Here is a 19,082-nt window from a genome sequence, read left to right on the forward strand (position 1 = left end):
TGGCACGATGTGTGGTTGGCGTCAGTGTCGACCAAGGTATCAGCGCGGTCTGATGTCGCAGGGCCGGGCCGCCGTTTCTGCAGGCTAGGGCAGGAGGGCCAGTTCGATCAGGGCGTGCAGTTCCGGTACCGACAGCGGGGTGGCGGAGAACAGGATGCGGAACACCGTCGGAGCCACGATCAGGTTCAGCAGGCGGTCGAGGTCCGGCAGGGGTTCTTCACTGTCCCGATAGCGTTCGAGGATTGTCTGCAATTGCGCGCTGAGGATCGTCACGCAATAGCCTGGCGTGGCGCTGCTCTGCACGTCGCGCATCATGTTGCGCCCGGGTTCCGAGCTCATTTCATCCAGGTACTGCTCGGCCCAGGCGCGCAGGTCGCCTCGCAGGCTGCCGGTGTTCGCCGGTTCACTGTCCGGACGCATGCGCGCCAGGGCGACATCGGCCAGCAGCGCCGAGAGGTCGCCCCAGCGCCGATAGATGGTCGACGGGGTGACGCCGGCGCGGGTGGCAATCTGCGGCACGGTCAGGGTCGAGCGCTCCTGTTCTTCAAGGAGTTCGCGGACTGCCGTATGGATCGATTCCTGAACCCGGGCGCTGCGGCCGCCAGGGCGTAAAGCTTCTTTAATGGCCATGGGGTCGAACCTTAACACAAAGAATTTGCTTTAAGCTCAGGCCGGTAGCACACTGCACAAAAGCAAAATATTAGCTTTAGTGGAGCGTGCTCATGTCCGGTGCAATCAATGCTTGTGGGGCCAGCCGTCGCAGTCTGGTATTTCTGGCCGTTACTCTGCTGAGTTTCCTGGCGGCGTCCAGCGTGCCGACACCGCTGTATCACCTGTATCAGGAGTCCCTGCATTTTTCTCCGGCGGTGTTGACCCTGGTGTTCGGGGTTTACGCCCTGAGCCTGTTGGCGGCGCTGTTGACCGTGGGTTCGCTGTCGGACTACCTGGGGCGTCGGCCGGTGATTTTCGTCGCTCTGCTGCTCAATTGCCTGGCGATGCTGCTGTTCATCAATCAAAGCGGGGTGCAATGGCTGATTGCCGCGCGCGTGATTCAGGGCTTTGCCACCGGCATGGCCACCAGTGTGCTTGGTGCCGCGCTGCTGGATGTCGATCGTCGCCAGGGCCCTTTGGTCAACAGTGTGGCGCCCTTGCTGGGCATGGCCTGCGGCGCTATGGGGGCCAGCCTGCTGGTGGAGTTCGCGCCCCTGCCGCTGCAGCTCAGTTACTGGCTGCTGTTGGCGGTATTCTGCGTTCAGGCCCTGTATGTCTGGCGCTTGCCGGAAAGTGTCAGCGCGCAGCCCGGCGCCTGGGCCTCGCTGCGCCCGACGCTGCATGTGCCGCCGCAAGCACGGCGGGCATTATGGCTGGCGTTGCCGGTGGATGTGGCGGTGTGGGCGGTGGGGGGGTTCTATCTGTCCCTGGCGCCGTCGCTGGTTCGCGCCGCCACCGGCTCCACTTCGAACCTGATCGGCGGGGCCATGGTGGCGGTATTGACCCTCAGTGGCGCGGTGATGATCTTTTCCTTGCGCCAGCGTCCGGCCGACAAGGTCCTGCGCTTGGGGGCCGGGTTGCTGGCGCTGGGGGTGATGCTGCTGCTCGGCGCCGTGCACAGTGCCAGCCTGATAGCGTTTTTCGTCGGCACCCTGGTGCTGGGCAGTGGCTTTGGCGCCGGTTTTCTTGGCGCGTTGCGCAGCGTGGTGCCGCTGGCCTTGCCCCATGAGCGCGCGGGGCTGATGTCGGCGTTTTATGTCTTGAGTTACCTGGCGTTCTGCCTGCCGGCCTTGCTGGCGGGAAACCTCACCCGTCGCTTCGGCCTGATTGCCACCACCGATGGTTACGGTGCGCTGCTGATCCTGTTGTCCCTCGGCGCGCTCCTGGTGCTGGTGCGGCGTCCCCTGCAGCCCTGCACGGCGCCGGGAGCCTGAGCAAATACTCGATTGCCCTGCAGTAGGGTTGATGGTCCATGGACCGGTTTGTCCTGGCGATTGAGCGCATGGGTGTCGGTTGGCGAAAGGGCTGCTCACGTTCACTATGGGCGCCTGTTCCCTGTTGCCATGGAGTGCCTTATGTCCCCTGAGCCTGATCGTCGGTTGTTCGACCGGCTGCTGCATCGCTGGTGTTTCACCTTGCCGGTAACGGGCTGCCATTTGGGTCGCTCGGAATCCCGGGTGCCAGGGAGGTCGGCATGAAGGTCATTCGCAGCGCGGACTTTACCGGTGAACGGGCCTGGGCGGCCCTGGACATTGCCAACATGAACGGCATCACCACGCGCCTGCACTGGACTGACCAGCCCTACCGCTGGCACGTCAATGACGGTGAGGAGGTATTCGTGGTGCTGGGTGGCCAGGTGCAGATGCGCTATCGCCTTGAAGGGCTGGAGCAGTCGGTGCTGCTGGAGGTGGGTGATATTTTTTATGCCGACCTGGGGACCGAGCATGTGGCTCATCCTCAGGGTGTTGCCAGGGTGTTGGTGATTGAGTCCGCGGGCAGCGTCTAGCTTTATATCTGTAAAATAGATAACAGATAGAGAAATTACCCGTTATATAGATATTCGATTCGGTTCTACCATGGACTCCACCTCATCAGAGGACAGGAGACACGCCATGCCATGCACCCACAGCATCAAAACCGGCCGCCGGCCCTTGAGTCATCTGCAACACCCACGCGAAGCCATTCGTCAGTTCACGCCCAACTGGTTCGCCGCCACCATGGGCACCGGAGTCCTGGCCCTGGCGCTGGCCCAATGGCCGGCTCCGGTGCCCGGCCTGCATCAGGTGGCCGAAGGCTTCTGGTGGTTGACCATCATCCTGTTTTTGCTCTTTACCGCGATGTACACCGCGCGCTGGGTGCTGTTCTTCGATGAGGCGCGGCGAATCTTTGCTCATTCAACGGTATCGATGTTTTTCGGCACCATTCCCATGGGGCTGGCGACCCTCATCAATGGCTTGCTGCTGTTCGGCATTCCACGCTGGGGTGAGGCGGCGGTGCATCTGGCGCAAGTGTTGTGGTGGCTGGATGTGGCCATGTCCCTGGCTTGCGGGGTGTTGATCCCCTACATGATGTTCACCCGGCAGGAGCACAGCATCGATCAGATGACCGCCGTCTGGTTGCTGCCGGTGGTGGCGGCCGAAGTGGCAGCGGCCAGCGGTGGCTTGCTGGCGCCGCATCTGGTGGATGCCCATGCCCAATGGGTGGTGCTCAATACCAGTTACGTGTTGTGGGCTTTCTCGCTGCCGGTGGCCTTCAGCATCCTGACCATCCTGCTACTGCGCATGGCCTTGCACAAATTGCCCCACGAAAGCATGGCGGCCTCCAGCTGGCTGGCCCTGGGGCCGATCGGCACCGGTGCCTTGGGCATGCTGGTACTGGGCGGCGACGCGCCGGCGATCTTTGCTGCCAATGGTTTGCCCGGCGTGGGCGAGATTGCCGCCGGCCTGGGGCTGGTAGCGGGCCTGACCTTATGGGGTTTCGGCCTGTGGTGGATGTTGATGGCCGTGCTGATCACCCGCCGTTACCTGCGCGAGGGCATTCCCTTCAACCTCGGCTGGTGGGGCTTTACCTTCCCGTTGGGGGTGTATTCGCTGGCCACTCTGAAACTGGGCAGCACCTTGCACCTGGGCTTTTTCAGCGTGTTTGGCGCGGTGCTGGTGGTGGCGCTGGCGGTGATGTGGCTGATCGTGGCCAAGCGTACGCTGCAGGGCGCCTATAAAGGAGAGTTGTTTGTTTCGCCGTGCATTGCGGGCTTACGGAAATAATCGGCAAAGATAGGTAAGGTTGTGGCCTGGATCGATATTCGACATTCCAATAACAGTATCCACGCCACTCAGGGACATGGACGATGAGTCACCCTTCGCAGTTCACCTTGCTTCGCAAGCGGCGGTTCCTGCCGTTTTTCATCACGCAATCCCTTGGCGCGTTCAACGACAACATCTTCAAGCAGTCGCTGATCCTGGCCATTCTGTACAAGTTGAGCATCGAGGGAGACCGGTCGATCTGGGTCAACCTCTGTGCCTTGCTGTTCATCCTGCCGTTCTTTCTGTTTTCCGCCCTTGCCGGACAGTTTGGCGAGAAGTTCGCCAAGGATGCATTGATCCGCCTGATCAAGCTCGGGGAGATCGCGATCATGGTGGTGGGAGCGGTGGGCTTTGCCTTCGATCACCTGTCGTTGATGCTGGTGGCGTTGTTCGCCATGGGCACTCACTCGGCGCTGTTCGGCCCGGTGAAGTACTCGATCCTGCCCCAGGCCCTGCACGAGGAGGAGTTGGTGGGCGGCAACGGCCTGGTGGAAATGGGCACTTTTCTGGCGATCCTGGCAGGCACCATTGGTGCCGGAATCATGATGTCGTCGGCGCATTACGCGCCGATTGTCTCCAGCGCCATGATCGGTGTCGCGGTGCTCGGCTACCTGGCCAGCCGGGCGATTCCCCGAGCAGCCGCCGCGACCCCGGACCTGCGTTTGAACTGGAACATCTTCAGCCAGTCCTGGGCCACTCTGCGCCTGGGCCTGGGGCAGACCCCTGCGGTGTCGCGTTCCATTGTCGGCAACTCCTGGTTCTGGTTTGTCGGGGCGATCTATCTGACCCAGATTCCGGCCTATGCCAAGGAATGGATGCACGGTGACGAGACGGTGGTGACCCTGATTCTTACCGTGTTCTCGGTGGGTATCGCGGTGGGATCAATGCTGTGCGAGAAGCTTTCGGGGCGCAAGGTCGAGATCGGTCTGGTGCCGTTCGGCTCCTTTGGCCTGACCGTGTTCGGCCTGTTGCTGTGGTGGCATTCCGGCGGCATTCCGCAGAGCGCCAGCGGACATGGCTGGCTCGAAGTCCTGGGTTTTGCCCACGCCTGGTGGGTGCTGTTCGACGTTCTGGGCCTGGGGGTCTTCGGTGGCTTCTATATAGTGCCGCTGTATGCGCTGATCCAGTCGCGCACACCGGAGAACGAACGGGCTCGGGTGATCGCCGCCAACAACATTCTCAATGCGCTGTTCATGGTGGTTTCGGCGCTGGTTTCCATCGTCATGCTGAGCATGGTCGAACTGACCATTCCTCATCTGTTCCTGGTGGTGTCGCTGCTCAATATCGCGGTCAACGTCTACATCTTCAAAGTGGTGCCGGAATTCAGCATGCGCTTCATGATCTGGCTGCTCAGCCATTCCATGTACCGTGTCGAGCATCGCAACCTGGAGCAGATCCCCGATGAAGGGGCGGCGTTGCTGGTGTGCAACCACGTGTCGTTCGTCGATGCCTTGTTGATTGGCGGCGCGGTGCGTCGGCCGATTCGCTTCGTGATGTATTACAAGATCTACAACCTGCCAGTGCTGAACTTTATCTTCCGCACCGCCGGAACCATTCCTATCGCTGCACGGCATGAGGATCTGGAGATCTACGAAAAGGCCTTCAAACGGATTGCCCAGTACCTGCGCGACGGTGAGTTGGTGTGCATTTTTCCCGAGGGCAAGCTGACGGCCGATGGCGAGATCAACGAGTTCAAGGGCGGGTTGACACGGATTCTCGAAGAAACCCCGGTGCCGGTGATTCCCATGGCCCTGCAAGGCTTGTGGGGCAGCTTCTTCAGCCGCGATCCGAGCAAGGGCTTCTTTCATCGCATCTGGTCACGAGTGACCCTGGTGGCCGGGCCGGTAGTGGCGGTGGAGACGGCGGAGCCGGCGCACTTGCAGACCCTGGTGGCGCAATTGCGCGGATCACGGCGCTAGTTTCTGCCGGATACAAAAACGCCCGCATTGCTGCGGGCGTTTTCATTGCTGCGCGGTGGCGATCAGCTGGCGCTGACCTTCAAGCCCACCAGGCCGGCGATGATCAGCGCCACGCTGGCCAGGCGCACCAGGGCCATGGATTCGCCGAACAGGATGATCCCTGCGATGACCGTGCCGATGGCACCCACTCCGGTCCAGATGGCGTAGGCGGTGCCCAGGGGCAGTTCCTTCATGGCCAGGCCGAGCAGGCCCAGGCTGATGGCCATGGCGAGGATGGTCAGGGCGGTGGGCAACGGACGGCTGAAACCGTCGGTGTACTTCAGGCCGACGGCCCAGCCTACTTCGAACAAACCGGCAAACAACAAAATGATCCAGGACATGCTGACCTCATCGGTGGACGGGGTCGTCCCCAGAATTAATCACTCGATCGAGTGGCGAGGTCGTCCTCGCGGTGCGCAGTATACTGCCCAATTCTGTTCGGGCGATCAGTTTTTCCGCTCAGTCGCTGAGCTGTTGTGTTTCCAGTTTTTGCTCGTTTTCGTCATGCATGCGGCGCAAGTAGGTAGAGAGCAGCGCACCGGAAATATTGTGCCAGACACTGAACAGGGCGCTGGGCACGGCCGCCAGGGGCGAAAAATGGGCGCTGGCCAGGGCCGCCCCGAGGCCGGAGTTCTGCATGCCGACTTCCAGTGCCAGGGATTTGCGTTGTGCCAGGGGCAGTTTGAAGACTCGGCCGGTAAAGTAGCCCAGCAAATAGCCGAAGCTGTTGTGCAGCATCACCACTGCCATGATCAGCAGCCCGGATTCGGCGATTTTCGCTTGGCTGGCCGCCACCACGGCGGTGACGATGATGACGATGCTCACCACCGAAACCAACGGCAGCACCTCTACCGCGTGCTGCACCCGCTGGCCCAGCAGGCGTTGGGCCAGGACGCCGAGCGCGATCGGTAGCAGCACCACCTGCAGGATCGACCAGAACAACTCCATGAACGACACCGGCAACCAGGCCGAGGCCAGCAACCAGATCAGTGCCGGGGTCAACAGCGGGGCGAGCAGGGTGGTCACCGCGGCAATCGCTACCGACAGAGCCAGATCGCCTCGGGCCAGCCAGGTCATGACGTTGGAGGAAGTGCCGCTTGGGCAGCAGCCGACGAGAATCACTCCGACGGCGATTTCCGGCGGCAGGTGAAATACCTGGCAGAGGGCCCAGGCCACGCCTGGCATGATCACGAAATGCGCCACTACCCCCAGGGCCACCCGCCAGGGATGACGCGCCACTTCGGCGAAGTCTTCGAGTTTCAGGGTCAGCCCCATGCCGAACATCACCAGGCCCAGTAGCGGCACAATGGCGCCCTTGAGGCCGATGAACCAGCCGGGCTGAAAGAATGCCAGGATGGCGAAGATCAGTACCCAGTAGGCGAAGGTGTTGCCGACAAAGCGGCTGAGTGCAGCCAGTGCGCGCATGACCTGTTCCTTTTTATGTGAAAACGCCACCGAGGGCGGTGGCGTCTAGTGCGGGCGGCTATCCGGACAAGGCGTCAGATACCTTGCGGAATTTCCTCGCCGCCCAAGGCTTCGAACAGCGCCGGGAGGAAGTCGCCGAAGGTCAGCATCATCAGGGTGAAGCTGGCGTCCTGCTGGCCGAGGGCTTCATCACCACCGTCCTGTTCCGCCTGGTCCTGCAGCAGGTCTTCGAACTTCAGGCGCTTGACCACCATCTTGTCGTCGAGCATGAAGGACAGCTTGTCCTGCCAGGCCAGGGCCAGTTGAGTGACCACCTTGCCGGTGCTCAGGTGCAGTTGTATTTCCTCGCCGGTCAGGTCCTGGCGCTTGCAGCGCACAATGCCGCCGTCCTCGTGGGTGTCGCGCAGCTCGCATTCGTCGAGCACGAAGAAGTCGTCGGCGGCTTTCTGCGTCTTGACCCAGTCGGTCATGATTGCGCTCGGGGCGATCTTCACGGTCAGCGGACGTACTGGCAGGGTGCCGAGGACTTCGCGCAAGGTGGAGAGCAGGTCTTCGGCGCGCTTGGGACTTGCCGAGTTGACCAGGATCAGGCCCTGTTTCGGGGCGATGGCGGCGAAGGTCGAAGAGCGACGGATAAAGGCGCGGGGCAGGAAGGCCTGGATGATTTCATCCTTGATCTGATCGCGCTCCTTCTTGTAGACCTTGCGCATCTGTTCGGCTTCGATCTCTTCGACCTTTTCCTTCACCGCGTCGCGCACCACGCTGCCAGGCAGGATGCGTTCTTCCTTGCGTGCGGCCACCAGCATGAAGTCCTGGCTGACGTGAACCAGCGGGGCGTCTTCACCTTTGCCGAAAGGGGCGACGAAACCGTAAGTGGTCAACTCCTGGCTTGCACAGGGGCGCGCCAGTTTGGTCGCCAGTGCAGTTTCCAGCGCCTCAGCATCAAAAGGCAGATCTTGGGTCAGGCGATAGATCAGCAGGTTTTTGAACCACATGGGGTGAATCTCTCCTTTATACAAAGGAGGGCATTATTCTCTTCGCTGCTGCTCAGGCCAACCCTTCGCTAAGCCTTTGGAGGGCCTGAAAAAATTATTATAAAAAGTGCTTGCCAGAGTACGGACTGCTCCGTAGAATGCGCGCCACACCGAACGTGAAGGGTGATTAGCTCAGCTGGGAGAGCGTCTGCCTTACAAGCAGAATGTCGGCGGTTCGATCCCGTCATCACCCACCATTCGCATTCAGTGTTACGCGCAGCGGTAGTTCAGTCGGTTAGAATACCGGCCTGTCACGCCGGGGGTCGCGGGTTCGAGTCCCGTCCGCTGCGCCATATTCGGTAACCTGGAACACTGAACGCCAGGTCACCACGGAAAGCCCGCTAGCGCGGGCTTTTTGCTGTAAAGAGTTATGTGGGTTGCGTTGCTGTTCACGGAAATTTGGTTTTTTAATAAAATTATTAATTAAATCAACACTTTACGAATTTCTGTGGCATAATGCGCCCCGCAACGAAGGTAAAGGGTGATTAGCTCAGCTGGGAGAGCGTCTGCCTTACAAGCAGAATGTCGGCGGTTCGATCCCGTCATCACCCACCACTTACTTTCAACGCTACGCGCAGCGGTAGTTCAGTCGGTTAGAATACCGGCCTGTCACGCCGGGGGTCGCGGGTTCGAGTCCCGTCCGCTGCGCCATATTCGGTAACCTGGAACACTGAACGCCAGGTCACCACAGAAAGCCCGCTAACGCGGGCTTTTTGCTGTCTGGGATTTGGCTTGGTTCAGATCCTGTGCGAAAAAAAGCGGCCCTTGGGCCGCTTTTCTTGTTCATGGCTTACTGCTCGGCGTTTCGGCTGTGCCGATAGTCGCTGACAGCTTCGTAGACCGCTTTGCGCAAGCGGTTGATACCGCCGATGGGGCGATGGGCTTCGATGCCGAACCAGGGGTTGAAGGATTGGTTGTCGCAGGCCAGGTTCTGCGCCGGGGTGTCGAAGTCCTGTGCGGGAATGGTCAAGCGCGCCACGGTTTCAAAGGGGGCGTCGCTTTCCTTCCATTCGATGCTGGTGTCCTCGATCGGCATGAACCGGCTCGGGTTCTGACGCTGGATCTGCAGGACGAAGCAGGCCGGAACCCGATCGGTGGACAGTTGTTGGGTCAGGGCGCTGCGCAGGAAGTTGGGCAGGTCCTGATTCTGCGCCGGCAGGCTGTAGGCCGGGCAACTGTCGGGGTCCGGCATCACCCGGAACTTGGCATTGGCATTGCCGAACTTGTAGGGCGAAACCGAGAAGTACGTGCTCTGGGTCGGGCTGGCCGGTGCCGGTGACAGCGTGGCCAGGGCGATGAACAGGTGGCGGACCTGCCAGCTGCGAGGATCCCAGTCAGGAAAGAACGCCCCGGCTTTCTTGCCGTCCGCCTGGGCGGCGATGTTCTGCTGATACTCGGCCACATCGCTGACGAAGAAGTTCGGATGGTTGAACATCACGAAGTCCTGCTCGCGTCGCCCCGATTCCGCGGGTATCAACTGTTGCCCTGGCACATCCAACAGTTTGATTGCCATGCCGCGGGCGTCGCGAATGCTGTCGAACTGCGGATAGGCATTGCCATTGGACAAGCGCACCGTCGCTTGCCAGGTCTGGCCAGGACTGGCGAACACTCCCTGGCGCAGCTCCGGACTCAGGTCCTTGAGTACCTGGACCTCGGCTTTTACGCAGCCATGGGCCTTGGCATGGGCATCGCGCAGGTAGCGGGTGCCCTCGCGGTGCTGGTCGACGATGCGCACGGCGGTCTGGATGATGTCCTGGGTGCGCGCGGCCTCATCGGCGGGAATCTGCTCCTGTACCGCCACCGGGCCGCGGTGCTGCCAGGCGAACCAGGCGCTGGACAGCGCCCAGGCCAGGAGGCCGATGACCAGCAGCATTAGCAGCGTCTTGCCCAGCAATGAGCCCAGGCGCAGCCACAGCCTGGCCAGCAGCGACGGTCGTTTTCTTGCGAGATCGAGTTTCATGGCAGTTGTGACTCCAGCGGTCCGCCCAGCACTTTCAGGTATTCCAGCAATGCCCAGCGCTCCTCGGGCTGCAGCAACGGGCCGATAACTCCGTTGCCTCGCTGGCCAGGGCGGAATTCGTGACCGCTGTTGTGGTTGCCGCTGATGCGGGTATCGAATTCAAAACCATTCTTGAAGGCTTCCGGGCGGTAGCCCAGGTGCTTGGGGTCGTACTCGAAGGTGCCGCGATAGAAGGTCGTCGAGCGCTCCGCTTGCGGAGACAGCAGTTGATACAGGTTGGGCACCGAGCCGTTGTGCAGGTAGGGCGGGGTTGCCCAGACCCCGGCCAGCGGGCGGGCCTTGTAGGCGCGCAGCTCTCGTACCCCGATTGGCAGGCCATAGCCGTCCAGTCGTGGGCGCTCCTCGGGGCTGACCTTGGCGTCACGATAGGCGCGCTCTTCGACGAAGGCGGTGATGTAGGCCAGGCCCTTGGCCGCCGAGAGTTGGCGCAGGTCCAGCGGTTCGGTGGGCGTCGGGTGCAGCTCGACATTGGATTTTGCCAGCTCGGCGGTATCCCACTGCAGGGCGCTGAGGTCATAGCGCAGGTCGGCGATATTGCTGGCGGAGTTCGGGTCGGTGCCAATCACGGAAACCGGGAGCATTTTCAACTGCTGAACCGGTCGGCCATTGTTCTCGCTCACCGACGGCTGATGGCAGCCTGCGCAATGCTGGACGAACAGCTCACGACCCTTGGCGGCCAGGGGCTTATCGACGGCGCCCAGCAGTGTTTCCGGCCAGGCCGGGGGCTTGAGGCGCTGCAAGGTTTCTTCGATGAGGTTGAGGTCACGAACCCGCACGCTGGATGGATAGCGTGATTCGCCTGTGAGCGGCTGGCCGTTGGCGTCGAACAGGTTCAGGGTCGCGCCGACCCCGAGGGCTTCGCCGATATTGCGCGCCATGGGTTGCTGCGCCGAGCCGTTCCACTGTACCCAGTCGAATGTCCAGATATCCCACAATTGCGGGTAGTCCACGGGAGCATTGGCGATGCGGTAGTTCTCTGGGGAAATCGCGTCGCCGAAACTGGCGTTGGCGATGCGCCCGAATGCGTCGGTACGACCCGGCCCTTCCTCGGTGGGATACAGGCCGCGGTGGGTATCGTTCCAGGCCACTTGCAGGAAGTTGTCCAGTGAGCGCTTGAAGTCTTTGCGCAGTTGCTGGTGCTGCTCCTCATAGTTGTCGCCCAGGACTTTGCGAGCGAAACGTTCGAATTTCCAGGGGTTGTAGTAGGTGGCGGCAAGGCTGGCCACCAGCGCCTGGCCGAAGCTGCCGCCACGCAGGGTCGGCACGCTTGAGGGCAGTACGTGCTGCGCCGAGCCTCCGTCGATACGCAGGGCCTGATGGTTGAAGCGCAGTTCGCCGGTGTGACAGGCCGCGCAGGTGATGTCCAGGTAGTGTTCCGGGCTGCCGGGGTTTTGGTGGCGCGCGAAGCCTGCCGGGAGGTTGCCGGGATTCAGCGCTGTGGCTTTCTGTCCGGGCTCCACCAGAAAGCCAAAGCGCGCCAGGTACTCGGGCGCGGCAAAGGACTGTTCGGAGAAGGGCAGTTCCAGGGCCACAAACCATTCATAGCGCAGGCCTTTGACCTGGGTGCCTTGGGGGGTGAAATAGTAGGTCTGGCGGTCTGTTGCATCCCATTGATCCAGATAGTGCACCTGTTCGACGGGCACATATTCAGGAAGCTTGGGGTTGGCGATGTAGTACAGGACCACGGCCAGGACTGTGCCGATCAGGACGGCGATTATCAGTAATACACGGTAAATGAGGCGCAAGATGTACGTCCTTGTCGAATTTGCCTTCCTTATGCCTGAGCGTCATTGACGCGGCAAGTAGCCATTACTTGCGCTATGGTTATTCGCGCTCGTTCCAGTGCCTCATTCAGCCGCCTGGGCGGGGCGTTCCCCACAGCACAAAAACGTGTTTAAAGACGTGAACTTATCGGACATTTACTACTCTTACGCCGGTAGCCATTGGTCGTGGTCGCCTGATAAGCTCGCGGCTTTATTCGATTGCCCTTTAGGCGCATGAACAAGGAAATAGCATGAAACAGCATCGGTTGGCGGCGGCGGTGGCCCTGGTTAGCCTGGTACTTGCGGGTTGTGATTCGCAGACCAGCGTAGAGCTGAAAACCCCGGCGCAAAAAGCTTCCTACGGTATCGGCCTGAACATGGGCAAGAGCCTGGCTCAGGAAGGCATGGATGATCTGGATTCCAAAGCCGTCGCCCAGGGCATCGAAGATGCCGTCGGCAAGAAAGAACAGAAGCTGAAGGACGAAGAGCTGGTCGAAGCCTTTGCCGCGCTGCAAAAGCGTGCCGAAGAGCGCATGGCCAAGATGAGCGAAGAGTCGGCGGCTGCCGGCAAGAAATTCCTCGAAGAGAACGGCAAGAAAGCCGGTGTGACCACCACCGCTTCCGGCCTGCAGTACGAAGTGTTGAAGAAGGCCGACGGCGCTCAGCCAAAGCCGACTGACGTGGTGACCGTTCACTACACCGGTACTTTGACCAACGGCACCGTGTTCGACAGCTCGGTAGAGCGTGGCAGCCCGATCGATCTGCCGGTCAGTGGCGTGATCCCCGGTTGGGTTGAAGGCCTGCAATTGATGCACGTGGGTGAGAAGTACAAGTTGTATATCCCTAGCGATCTGGCTTACGGCGCGCAAAGCCCAAGCCCGTCGATCCCGGCCAACTCGGTGCTGGTATTCGAGTTGGAACTGCTGGGGATCAAGGATCCAGCCAAGCAGGACGCCGCCAAGTAACCTGTCTTTGCGCCTGAAGCAACGCCCCGTTTTTACGGGGCGTTGTCGTTTCTGCAAGACTCATCTGGCAATTAATGCGAACCAGCGGCATCGTCCGCGGTCAGAACGGGTTGTCAGCTGCGGGTAGTCGTTGAAGGCTGCCAAGTCAATGAAATTATGGGTTTTTTTATGTGAGTAAAAAACGCCCGATCTGAGCTCAGCCCTTGTGAGACGGGGCTTTCAGCCGTGAAAAATAGCTCTGTTCACAAGGTTATCCACAATTTGTGTGGATAACATTTCAGTGGGAGTGATGATGAAAACACCCTGGAACTTTGCTCGCTTCCTGCCCTTGGCGGGCCGGTTGCTGAGCCGTGGTCGTTTGCCGACGCTATTGTTCGCGGTCGCCAGCAAGGGAGCGATCCAGGGAGGGCGCTTGGGCAAGGTCAAAGACGACCTGCGCCTGCTCCAGGCGTTATGCCTGGCTTACTGGCGAGGCGAATATCGGGCGATCAGCTCCAAGTCCTTGTTATCGGTGGTGGCGGGGCTGATGTATTTCCTCAGTCCGGTGGACGCGATTCCCGATTTCATCCCGGTGTTTGGCATGCTCGACGACATTGCCGTGCTGGCCTGGCTGATGAAGACCCTGGACGACGAACTCAGCGCCTTCCGCGCTTGGCGTGGCCGTCAGCGCCCGGAAAAACTGGCGGCAGTCGAACGTCTGCCGGATACACCGGAACAGTTGCGCCTGGAGGGACCGCGGCAAAACTGAGTCGATTGACTCGCGGCGTCAACAATCATGCTTCCCGCGACCGCAGCCGCTGTTAGGATTACACTTCAAAGGAAAAGTCCGACTCGATAAGTGTCGTTGTCCTACGGGGTAGTAATGGATATTCAGATTATTGAACGCGATGGCGAGCCCGAATACGCGGTTCTGCCGTGGGCTCAGTATCAAGCTTTATTGACAGCCGCAGGCCTCACCGAACCACTATCACATGCTGGCGCTACGTCTCAGGCGGCGCCACCGGCCCAGAGTCTTCCGGGCCTGGATCAATTACGCAATCTGCGCGAAGGGAAGGGCATCGCCATCGAGGCGCTGGCCCGCAAAGTAGGTATCAGTCCGTCTTACCTGGCCCTGATTGAAAGTGGCGAGCGTCAACCCGACGCTGCGATTCGCCGCAGCCTGGCCTGGGAGTTGACGGTGCCGGGGTGGAGGGAGCAATCGTGAGTGTAAGGATCAGTCGTCAGCACTGGGATGGGCTGTTGGGTGAGCTGGATCAAGCCCGTCGTCAACGTCACCTTTTAACCTATCGTGCGCTGTTGGAGCGATTGCAACTGCCCAGTCCGGCCATGCAGACCTTGACGGCCGCCCTGGAGCACCTGGCGGCCCTGGATGCTCGAGCCGAACAGCCACTGCGCAGCTCATTGGTGATCAGCCAGGGCGCCAGTCGTTTGCCGCGTACCGGATTCTTCGAGTGTGTCGAGCGCCTGGGACGTTTTTCCGGGCCTTCCGATGGGGTGGCTGCCGCCTCATGGCACGCTTCGGAAGTGGTGCGGGTGTTCGAGTACGAGTACCCCGAATCAGCGGAGGCTTGAATGTTCCTGCCACTCAAGGCGCGACTCGGCTATTGGCTGGCGCGCCGCTTGTTTCATTGGCCCTGGTTTATCCGTCAACCCCGTACCTGGCGTTGGATGGAAGGGCAGTTCGCACGCATGGCCAATCTGGGTAACGTCGGTGCGCAGAGTTTCTATGGGCACATCCTGACCTTTCGCGGGCAAGGGCTTGGTGCGCGTGAGGAAGGCCAGCGCCTGTTGCGTCTGGCGGCATTGGCGGGTGACGGCAAAGCGGCCTATCAACTGGGTGTGATCAGTCTTGCCGGCTCGCCCAGCAAGGCTCCCGATGCGGTCGAGGCCGCCCGCTGGTGGCGGCTTTCGGCACAGGCCGGTCATCCTCTTGCGGAGCTCAAACTGATGCAGCTCGATCAATCGGCTGATCCTGCAGCGGCTCTTTGAGGGGATGCGTTCCCAGGCTGGTTGCGGCTTCCAGGCTGTCGATCACGTGGATGCTGTAGCCCTGGACGTTCTTGGCGTGATGCTTGGCCTGGGATGCCAGTTCCGCCAGCTGACTGGAATCCAGTTGTCCACAGGCCTCTGGATACAGGTGCACCACGCCGATGGACAGCGATAACAGGGGAAACTCCTGGCGCACGCCCTGGCGGTTGGGCGCTACGAAACAGCCGGCTTCCAGGTGTTCGCTGCGATAGAAGCGTCGACACTGACTGTGGAAGTCGTCCAGCAGCTGATTCAGACGCTTGCGCCAGTCTTCCGGACCCAGCACCAGCAAGAAGTCATCGCCGCCGATATGCCCGACGAAGTCGCGGCTGGGATCGACCCGATCATTCAGGCATTGAGCCAGGCACAGCAGCACTTCATCGCCACGGCCATAGCCGTAGATATCGTTGAAGGGCTTGAAGCTGTCGATATCCACATAGCAGATCACCGATTCCCGCCCCTGCTGCAGCAAGCGTGTAAGGCACTGCTGGATGGGGACGTTGCCCGGCAGCAAGGTCAACGGGTTGGCGTAGCGAGCCTGCTGGATTTTCAGCTCGGTGATCAGCTTGAGTACGTCTATGACCCGACCCAGTCCCAGGTACTGGCCGTTGAGGGTGATGATGAAGTCTTCCTCGATGCGTTGCCGCGCGCGACTGGTGATCAGGCGACTGACCTGCTGCAGGGATTGGCTGAGTTCGACGGCGAGGAAATCGTCGTTCATCAGGCGGCTGATGGGTTTGCGGGCAAACAGGTCGGTGGCAAAGGGTTTGAGCAGGGCGTCCGAGAGTGAGTGCCGATGAACGATCCCGCAGGGCTGGTCCAGCTCGTCAAGGACAGCCAGGGAATTGAGGTTGGCTTGCCGGCGAAAGGCTTCCAGGACGTTGGCCGTTGGCGTATTGCGGGCGACGGCCGGTTGCTCGTTGAGCAGGGCGCTGAGGTCGCTGCCTTCGTCGTTGAGCGCCACGCTGGGATGGTCGTGTTTGGGCATCATCGCCCGCGCATCACGTGGCGGCTGCTCCTGCGGCCGGCACAGCAAGTAGCCCTGGACCAGATCGACCCCCATTTCAGTGAGCACCGCCAGTTCCTCGAGCATCTCGATGCCTTCGGCGATGACCTGGGCGCGGGAAGCCTTGGCGATCTGCAGGATCGAACCGACGAACTCGCGTTTGAGCGCGTCCTGATGGATGCCGTCGATGAAGTGTCGATCGATCTTCACATAATCCGGGCGCAACTCGGACCACAGGCGCAGGCTTGAATAGCCGGCGCCGAGGTCGTCCAGGGCGATGGAAAACCCCATGTCGCGGTAGTGATGCAGGGCATTCTGCAGCAGCTGAAAGTCGTCGATGGGCGTTTGTTCGGTGAGTTCGATCACCACCTGGCTGGGCGGGATGCCGAAGTCCTGGAGCAGTTGCAGGGTGCGCCCGGGTTGGTGGGCCGCCTCCAGCAGGGATTCGGGGGAGACGTTGAGAAACAGTTTGCCGGGCAGTTGCTGCTCGCTGAAGCGTTTGCAGGCGCTGTGGCGGCAGGCGATCTCCAGTTCGCTCAGGCGGCCGGCCTGACGCGCTACCGCAAACAGGGCGACAGGGGAGTGCAGGGGGCTGTTGGAGGGACCGCGACTCAGGGCCTCGTAACCCAGGATGCGCCGCTCGGAAAGGCTGATGATCGGTTGGAACAGGCTGTGCAAACCGCTTTGAGCCAGGATTGAACTCAATGCACTCAGCTGTTCGGTCGTGGTCATGGCGATCTCTGTCGATAAAAAAAGGACCGGGCGCCGCTCCAGTTCAAGAGCGGCGCCCGGTCCTTTATTTCACGACAGAATGATGACTGTTTAATGACGATCCGAGGAGCGATCGAATTAAATTGCCATCATCTTCAGTGCTTGGCCACCGAGGTGTTGAGCTTCAGATAGTCCAGCAGAATGCGCCCAGTTTCGCTCAGGTAGGCGTCGTCTTCCGGCTTGGTCTTGTCCGGCTCGGCAGCGGCCAGCGCGTCTTCGTCCTCTTTCTTCAGCTCTTTGAGCGGCTCTTCGCCCTTAGCCTTGCGACGCGCGTTTTCCAGCGCCAGTTGCTTGGCTTCGATGTCGGCATGTTGTGCGCGACGATCGGCCTCGTTGAGGCTGACGGTCTTTTCCGCCATCAGTTTCTGTGCCAGGGCCAGCTTGTCGCGGATGAACACGAACTCCGGATCTTTCGCCGAGCGACTTTCGTGTTCGGCCTTGAGCTGGGCCAGGAACGGCTTGAACGGATCAACGGCGGGCTTGATGGCCGGGCGGATGGTGTCCCACGGCATGGCTTCAGGCAGGGCGCTTTCGCCGATTTCCTTGGTGTCGATGATCGACGGGTAGCCGATATCCGGCAGCACGCCCTGATGCTGGGTGCTCTGGCCGGAAACCCGGTAGAACTTGGCCAGGGTCAGTTTCAGCTCGCCATGGTTCAGTGGCTGAATGGTCTGCACCGTGCCTTTACCGAAGGTCTGGCCACCGATGATCAGTGCGCGGTGATAGTCCTGCATGGCACCGGCGAAAATTTCCGACGCCGAAGCCGAGAGGCGGTTGACCAGCAGCGCCATCGGGCCTTTGTAGAAGGCGCCGGGGTTTTCGTCTTCCAGTACATCGACACGGCCGTCGGCGTTGCGCACCAGTACGGTCGGGCCCTTGTCGATGAACAGGCTGGTCAGTTCGGTGGCTTCCTGGAGAGAACCGCCGCCATTGTTGCGCAGGTCGATGACCACGCCGTCGACCTTGTCTTTCTGCAACTCGGTCAGCAGTTTCTTCACGTCGCGGGTGGTGCTCTTGTAGTCCGGGTCACCGGCGCGGAAGGCCTTGAAATCCAGATAGAAGGCCGGGATCTCGATCACCCCGAGCTTGTAGTCCTTGCCATCCTGCTTGAGGTTGAGGATCGACTTCTTCACCGCCTGGTCTTCGAGCTTCACCGCTTCGCGGGTGATGGGCACGATCTTGCTGGTCTGATCATTTGGCGCATTGCTCGCCGGTATCACTTCCAGGCGCACCAGGGTGCCTTTCGGCCCACGGATCAGCTTGACCACTTCGTCCAGGCGCCAGCCGACCACGTCGACCATTTCCTTGTCGCCCTGGGCAACGCCGATGATCTTGTCCGCAGGAGCCACTTGCTTGGTCTTGTCGGCCGGGCCTGCCGGCACCAGGCGCACGACCTTGACCTGGTCGTTGTCGCTCTGCAACACGGCGCCGATGCCTTCCAGCGACAGGCTCATGTTGATGTCGAAGTTTTCCGCGTTATCCGGCGACAGATAGTTGGTGTGCGGATCGTAGGACATGGCGAAGGTGTTGATGTAGGCTTGGAAGATGTCTTCGGCCCGGGTCTGGTCCAGGCGCGCCAATTGGTTCTTGTAGCGCTTGGTCAGGGTTTCCTGGATCTGCTTGGGATCCTTGCCGGCGATCTTCATCCGCAGCACTTCGTCCTTGACGCGTTTGCGCCACAGGTCGTCGAGTTCTGCGGTGGTCTTGAGCCATGGTGCGTCCTTGCGGTCGATCAGCAAGGTTTCCTTGGCGTTGAAATCGATCTTGTCGACGCCCTTGTTGAGTTCCGCGAGGGCGAAGTCCAGACGCGCTTTGACCCGGTCCAGATAACGCTTGTAGATGGTGAATCCGGCGTTCAGGTCGCCGCTCTTGAGGAAATCGTCAAACTGGGTTTTCCATTTGTCGAATTCCGCAATGTCGCTGGCCAGAAAGTAGCTGCGCGACGGATCCAGCAGCTTCAGGTAGCTGTCGTAGATGATCACCGAGCGCGCATCGTCCAGCGGCGGTTTACTGTAATGGTGGCGTTTGAGCAGTTCTACAACATTGAGGCTGGCAATTACCTCATCGCGATCGGGCTGAAGGTTGTCCCAGCTATTGGCTGCGAACGTATTGGTCGACATCGGCAGTAAGCCGAAACCAATGAAAAGGGCGAGGGCGGTGCTGGGGAACAAATGCTTCATGCTGATTCGACGCGGGGGCAATTGATAACGCATATTAGGCCGTCTTTGAAGTCGCCGGTTCCATAAGGGCCGGTCGCATAATGCAAAAAGCCCGGTGCTACCGCTCCGGGCTCAGTCCAGACTCACTATGGAGGCACT

17 protein-coding genes and 4 tRNA genes are annotated in these 19,082 nt (G+C 60.6%); 13 read left to right on the forward strand and 8 right to left on the reverse strand.

Annotated elements, in window-relative coordinates:
- Positions 1-84: 84 nt before the first annotated feature.
- Positions 85-630, reverse strand: a complete 546-nt coding sequence (locus DNK59_RS26115) for a TetR/AcrR family transcriptional regulator (protein WP_110725106.1) — start codon at positions 628-630, stop codon at positions 85-87.
- Positions 631-722: 92 nt separating this feature from the next.
- Between DNK59_RS26115 and DNK59_RS26120 the strand changes: the two genes are divergently transcribed.
- The 4 genes from DNK59_RS26120 (at position 723) to DNK59_RS26135 (ending at position 5,713) form a co-directional block, all read left to right on the forward strand.
- Positions 723-1,925 (forward strand): MFS transporter, encoded by a 1,203-nt coding sequence (locus DNK59_RS26120; protein WP_110725107.1) that lies wholly within the window; start codon positions 723-725, stop codon positions 1,923-1,925.
- Between the two features lie 260 nt (positions 1,926-2,185).
- Complete coding sequence (locus DNK59_RS26125; protein ID WP_060840523.1) at positions 2,186-2,497, forward strand: cupin; 312 nt, start codon at positions 2,186-2,188, stop codon at positions 2,495-2,497.
- A 106-nt stretch (positions 2,498-2,603) separates the two neighbouring features.
- Positions 2,604-3,755, forward strand: coding sequence for a TDT family transporter (locus tag DNK59_RS26130; RefSeq protein ID WP_092311821.1), 1,152 nt, complete (start codon positions 2,604-2,606; stop codon positions 3,753-3,755).
- 83 nt (positions 3,756-3,838) lie between these two features.
- Entirely contained in the window at positions 3,839-5,713 is a 1,875-nt protein-coding gene (locus tag DNK59_RS26135; protein WP_110725108.1) for an MFS transporter, read from the forward strand.
- A 62-nt stretch (positions 5,714-5,775) separates the two neighbouring features.
- Here the strand turns inward: DNK59_RS26135 and sugE are convergent, their stop codons facing one another.
- The 3 genes from sugE to rdgC form a co-directional block, all read right to left on the reverse strand.
- On the reverse strand, positions 5,776-6,093 hold the full coding sequence (sugE, locus tag DNK59_RS26140; protein WP_016967450.1) for a quaternary ammonium compound efflux SMR transporter SugE: 318 nt from the start codon (positions 6,091-6,093) through the stop codon (positions 5,776-5,778).
- A 118-nt stretch (positions 6,094-6,211) separates the two neighbouring features.
- A complete protein-coding gene (locus tag DNK59_RS26145; protein WP_110725109.1) occupies positions 6,212-7,177 on the reverse strand; it encodes a bile acid:sodium symporter family protein in 966 nt (321 codons plus the stop codon).
- Between the two features lie 74 nt (positions 7,178-7,251).
- Positions 7,252-8,172, reverse strand: coding sequence for a recombination-associated protein RdgC (gene rdgC, locus DNK59_RS26150; RefSeq protein WP_092311830.1), 921 nt, complete (start codon positions 8,170-8,172; stop codon positions 7,252-7,254).
- A 160-nt stretch (positions 8,173-8,332) separates the two neighbouring features.
- On the opposite strand from rdgC, the gene DNK59_RS26155 reads away from it, so the two are divergent.
- The 4 genes from DNK59_RS26155 to DNK59_RS26170 all read left to right on the forward strand — a co-directional run bounded on the left by DNK59_RS26155 (position 8,333) and on the right by DNK59_RS26170 (position 8,862).
- A tRNA-Val gene (locus DNK59_RS26155) sits at positions 8,333-8,408 on the forward strand.
- Between the two features lie 19 nt (positions 8,409-8,427).
- Positions 8,428-8,504: transfer RNA gene (locus DNK59_RS26160), tRNA-Asp, on the forward strand.
- Positions 8,505-8,690: 186 nt separating this feature from the next.
- Positions 8,691-8,766, forward strand: a tRNA-Val gene (locus DNK59_RS26165).
- 19 nt (positions 8,767-8,785) lie between these two features.
- Positions 8,786-8,862, forward strand: a tRNA-Asp gene (locus DNK59_RS26170).
- A gap of 139 nt (positions 8,863-9,001) precedes the next feature.
- On the opposite strand, the gene DNK59_RS26175 is transcribed toward DNK59_RS26170, so the two are convergent.
- Both DNK59_RS26175 and DNK59_RS26180 read right to left on the reverse strand, forming a co-directional pair.
- Entirely contained in the window at positions 9,002-10,171 is a 1,170-nt protein-coding gene (locus tag DNK59_RS26175; protein WP_110725110.1) for a catalase family protein, read from the reverse strand.
- Complete coding sequence (locus tag DNK59_RS26180; protein ID WP_110725111.1) at positions 10,168-11,976, reverse strand: di-heme-cytochrome C peroxidase; 1,809 nt, start codon at positions 11,974-11,976, stop codon at positions 10,168-10,170. The genes DNK59_RS26175 and DNK59_RS26180 overlap by 4 nt, the downstream gene beginning before the upstream one ends.
- 269 nt (positions 11,977-12,245) lie before the next feature.
- Here DNK59_RS26180 and DNK59_RS26185 point away from each other — a divergent pair, with 269 nt between their 5' ends.
- From DNK59_RS26185 to DNK59_RS26205, 5 genes are all read left to right on the forward strand, one after another.
- Complete coding sequence (locus DNK59_RS26185) at positions 12,246-12,959, forward strand: FKBP-type peptidyl-prolyl cis-trans isomerase (protein ID WP_016963891.1); 714 nt, start codon at positions 12,246-12,248, stop codon at positions 12,957-12,959.
- 292 nt (positions 12,960-13,251) lie between these two features.
- Positions 13,252-13,707: a YkvA family protein gene (locus tag DNK59_RS26190; RefSeq protein ID WP_110725184.1), complete on the forward strand. Its 456-nt coding sequence runs from the start codon at positions 13,252-13,254 to the stop codon at positions 13,705-13,707.
- Positions 13,708-13,821: 114 nt separating this feature from the next.
- A complete protein-coding gene (locus DNK59_RS26195; protein ID WP_092317101.1) occupies positions 13,822-14,163 on the forward strand; it encodes a helix-turn-helix transcriptional regulator in 342 nt (113 codons plus the stop codon).
- Positions 14,160-14,531 (forward strand): hypothetical protein, encoded by a 372-nt coding sequence (locus tag DNK59_RS26200; protein WP_003179080.1) that lies wholly within the window; start codon positions 14,160-14,162, stop codon positions 14,529-14,531. The genes DNK59_RS26195 and DNK59_RS26200 overlap by 4 nt, the downstream gene beginning before the upstream one ends.
- Positions 14,532-14,948: a sel1 repeat family protein gene (locus tag DNK59_RS26205; protein ID WP_092311841.1), complete on the forward strand. Its 417-nt coding sequence runs from the start codon at positions 14,532-14,534 to the stop codon at positions 14,946-14,948.
- Here DNK59_RS26205 and DNK59_RS26210 read toward each other — a convergent pair.
- Entirely contained in the window at positions 14,899-16,725 is a 1,827-nt protein-coding gene (locus tag DNK59_RS26210) for a bifunctional diguanylate cyclase/phosphodiesterase (protein WP_110725112.1), read from the reverse strand. The genes DNK59_RS26205 and DNK59_RS26210 overlap by 50 nt on opposite strands.
- A 134-nt stretch (positions 16,726-16,859) precedes the next feature.
- On the reverse strand, positions 16,860-18,944 hold the full coding sequence (locus tag DNK59_RS26215; RefSeq protein WP_167365628.1) for a carboxy terminal-processing peptidase: 2,085 nt from the start codon (positions 18,942-18,944) through the stop codon (positions 16,860-16,862).
- Positions 18,945-19,082: the final 138 nt, after the last annotated feature.

It is taken from the genome of Pseudomonas sp. TKO26 (genome assembly GCF_003225665.1).
In the GTDB taxonomy this organism is placed as follows: domain Bacteria; phylum Pseudomonadota; class Gammaproteobacteria; order Pseudomonadales; family Pseudomonadaceae; genus Aquipseudomonas; species Aquipseudomonas saponiphila.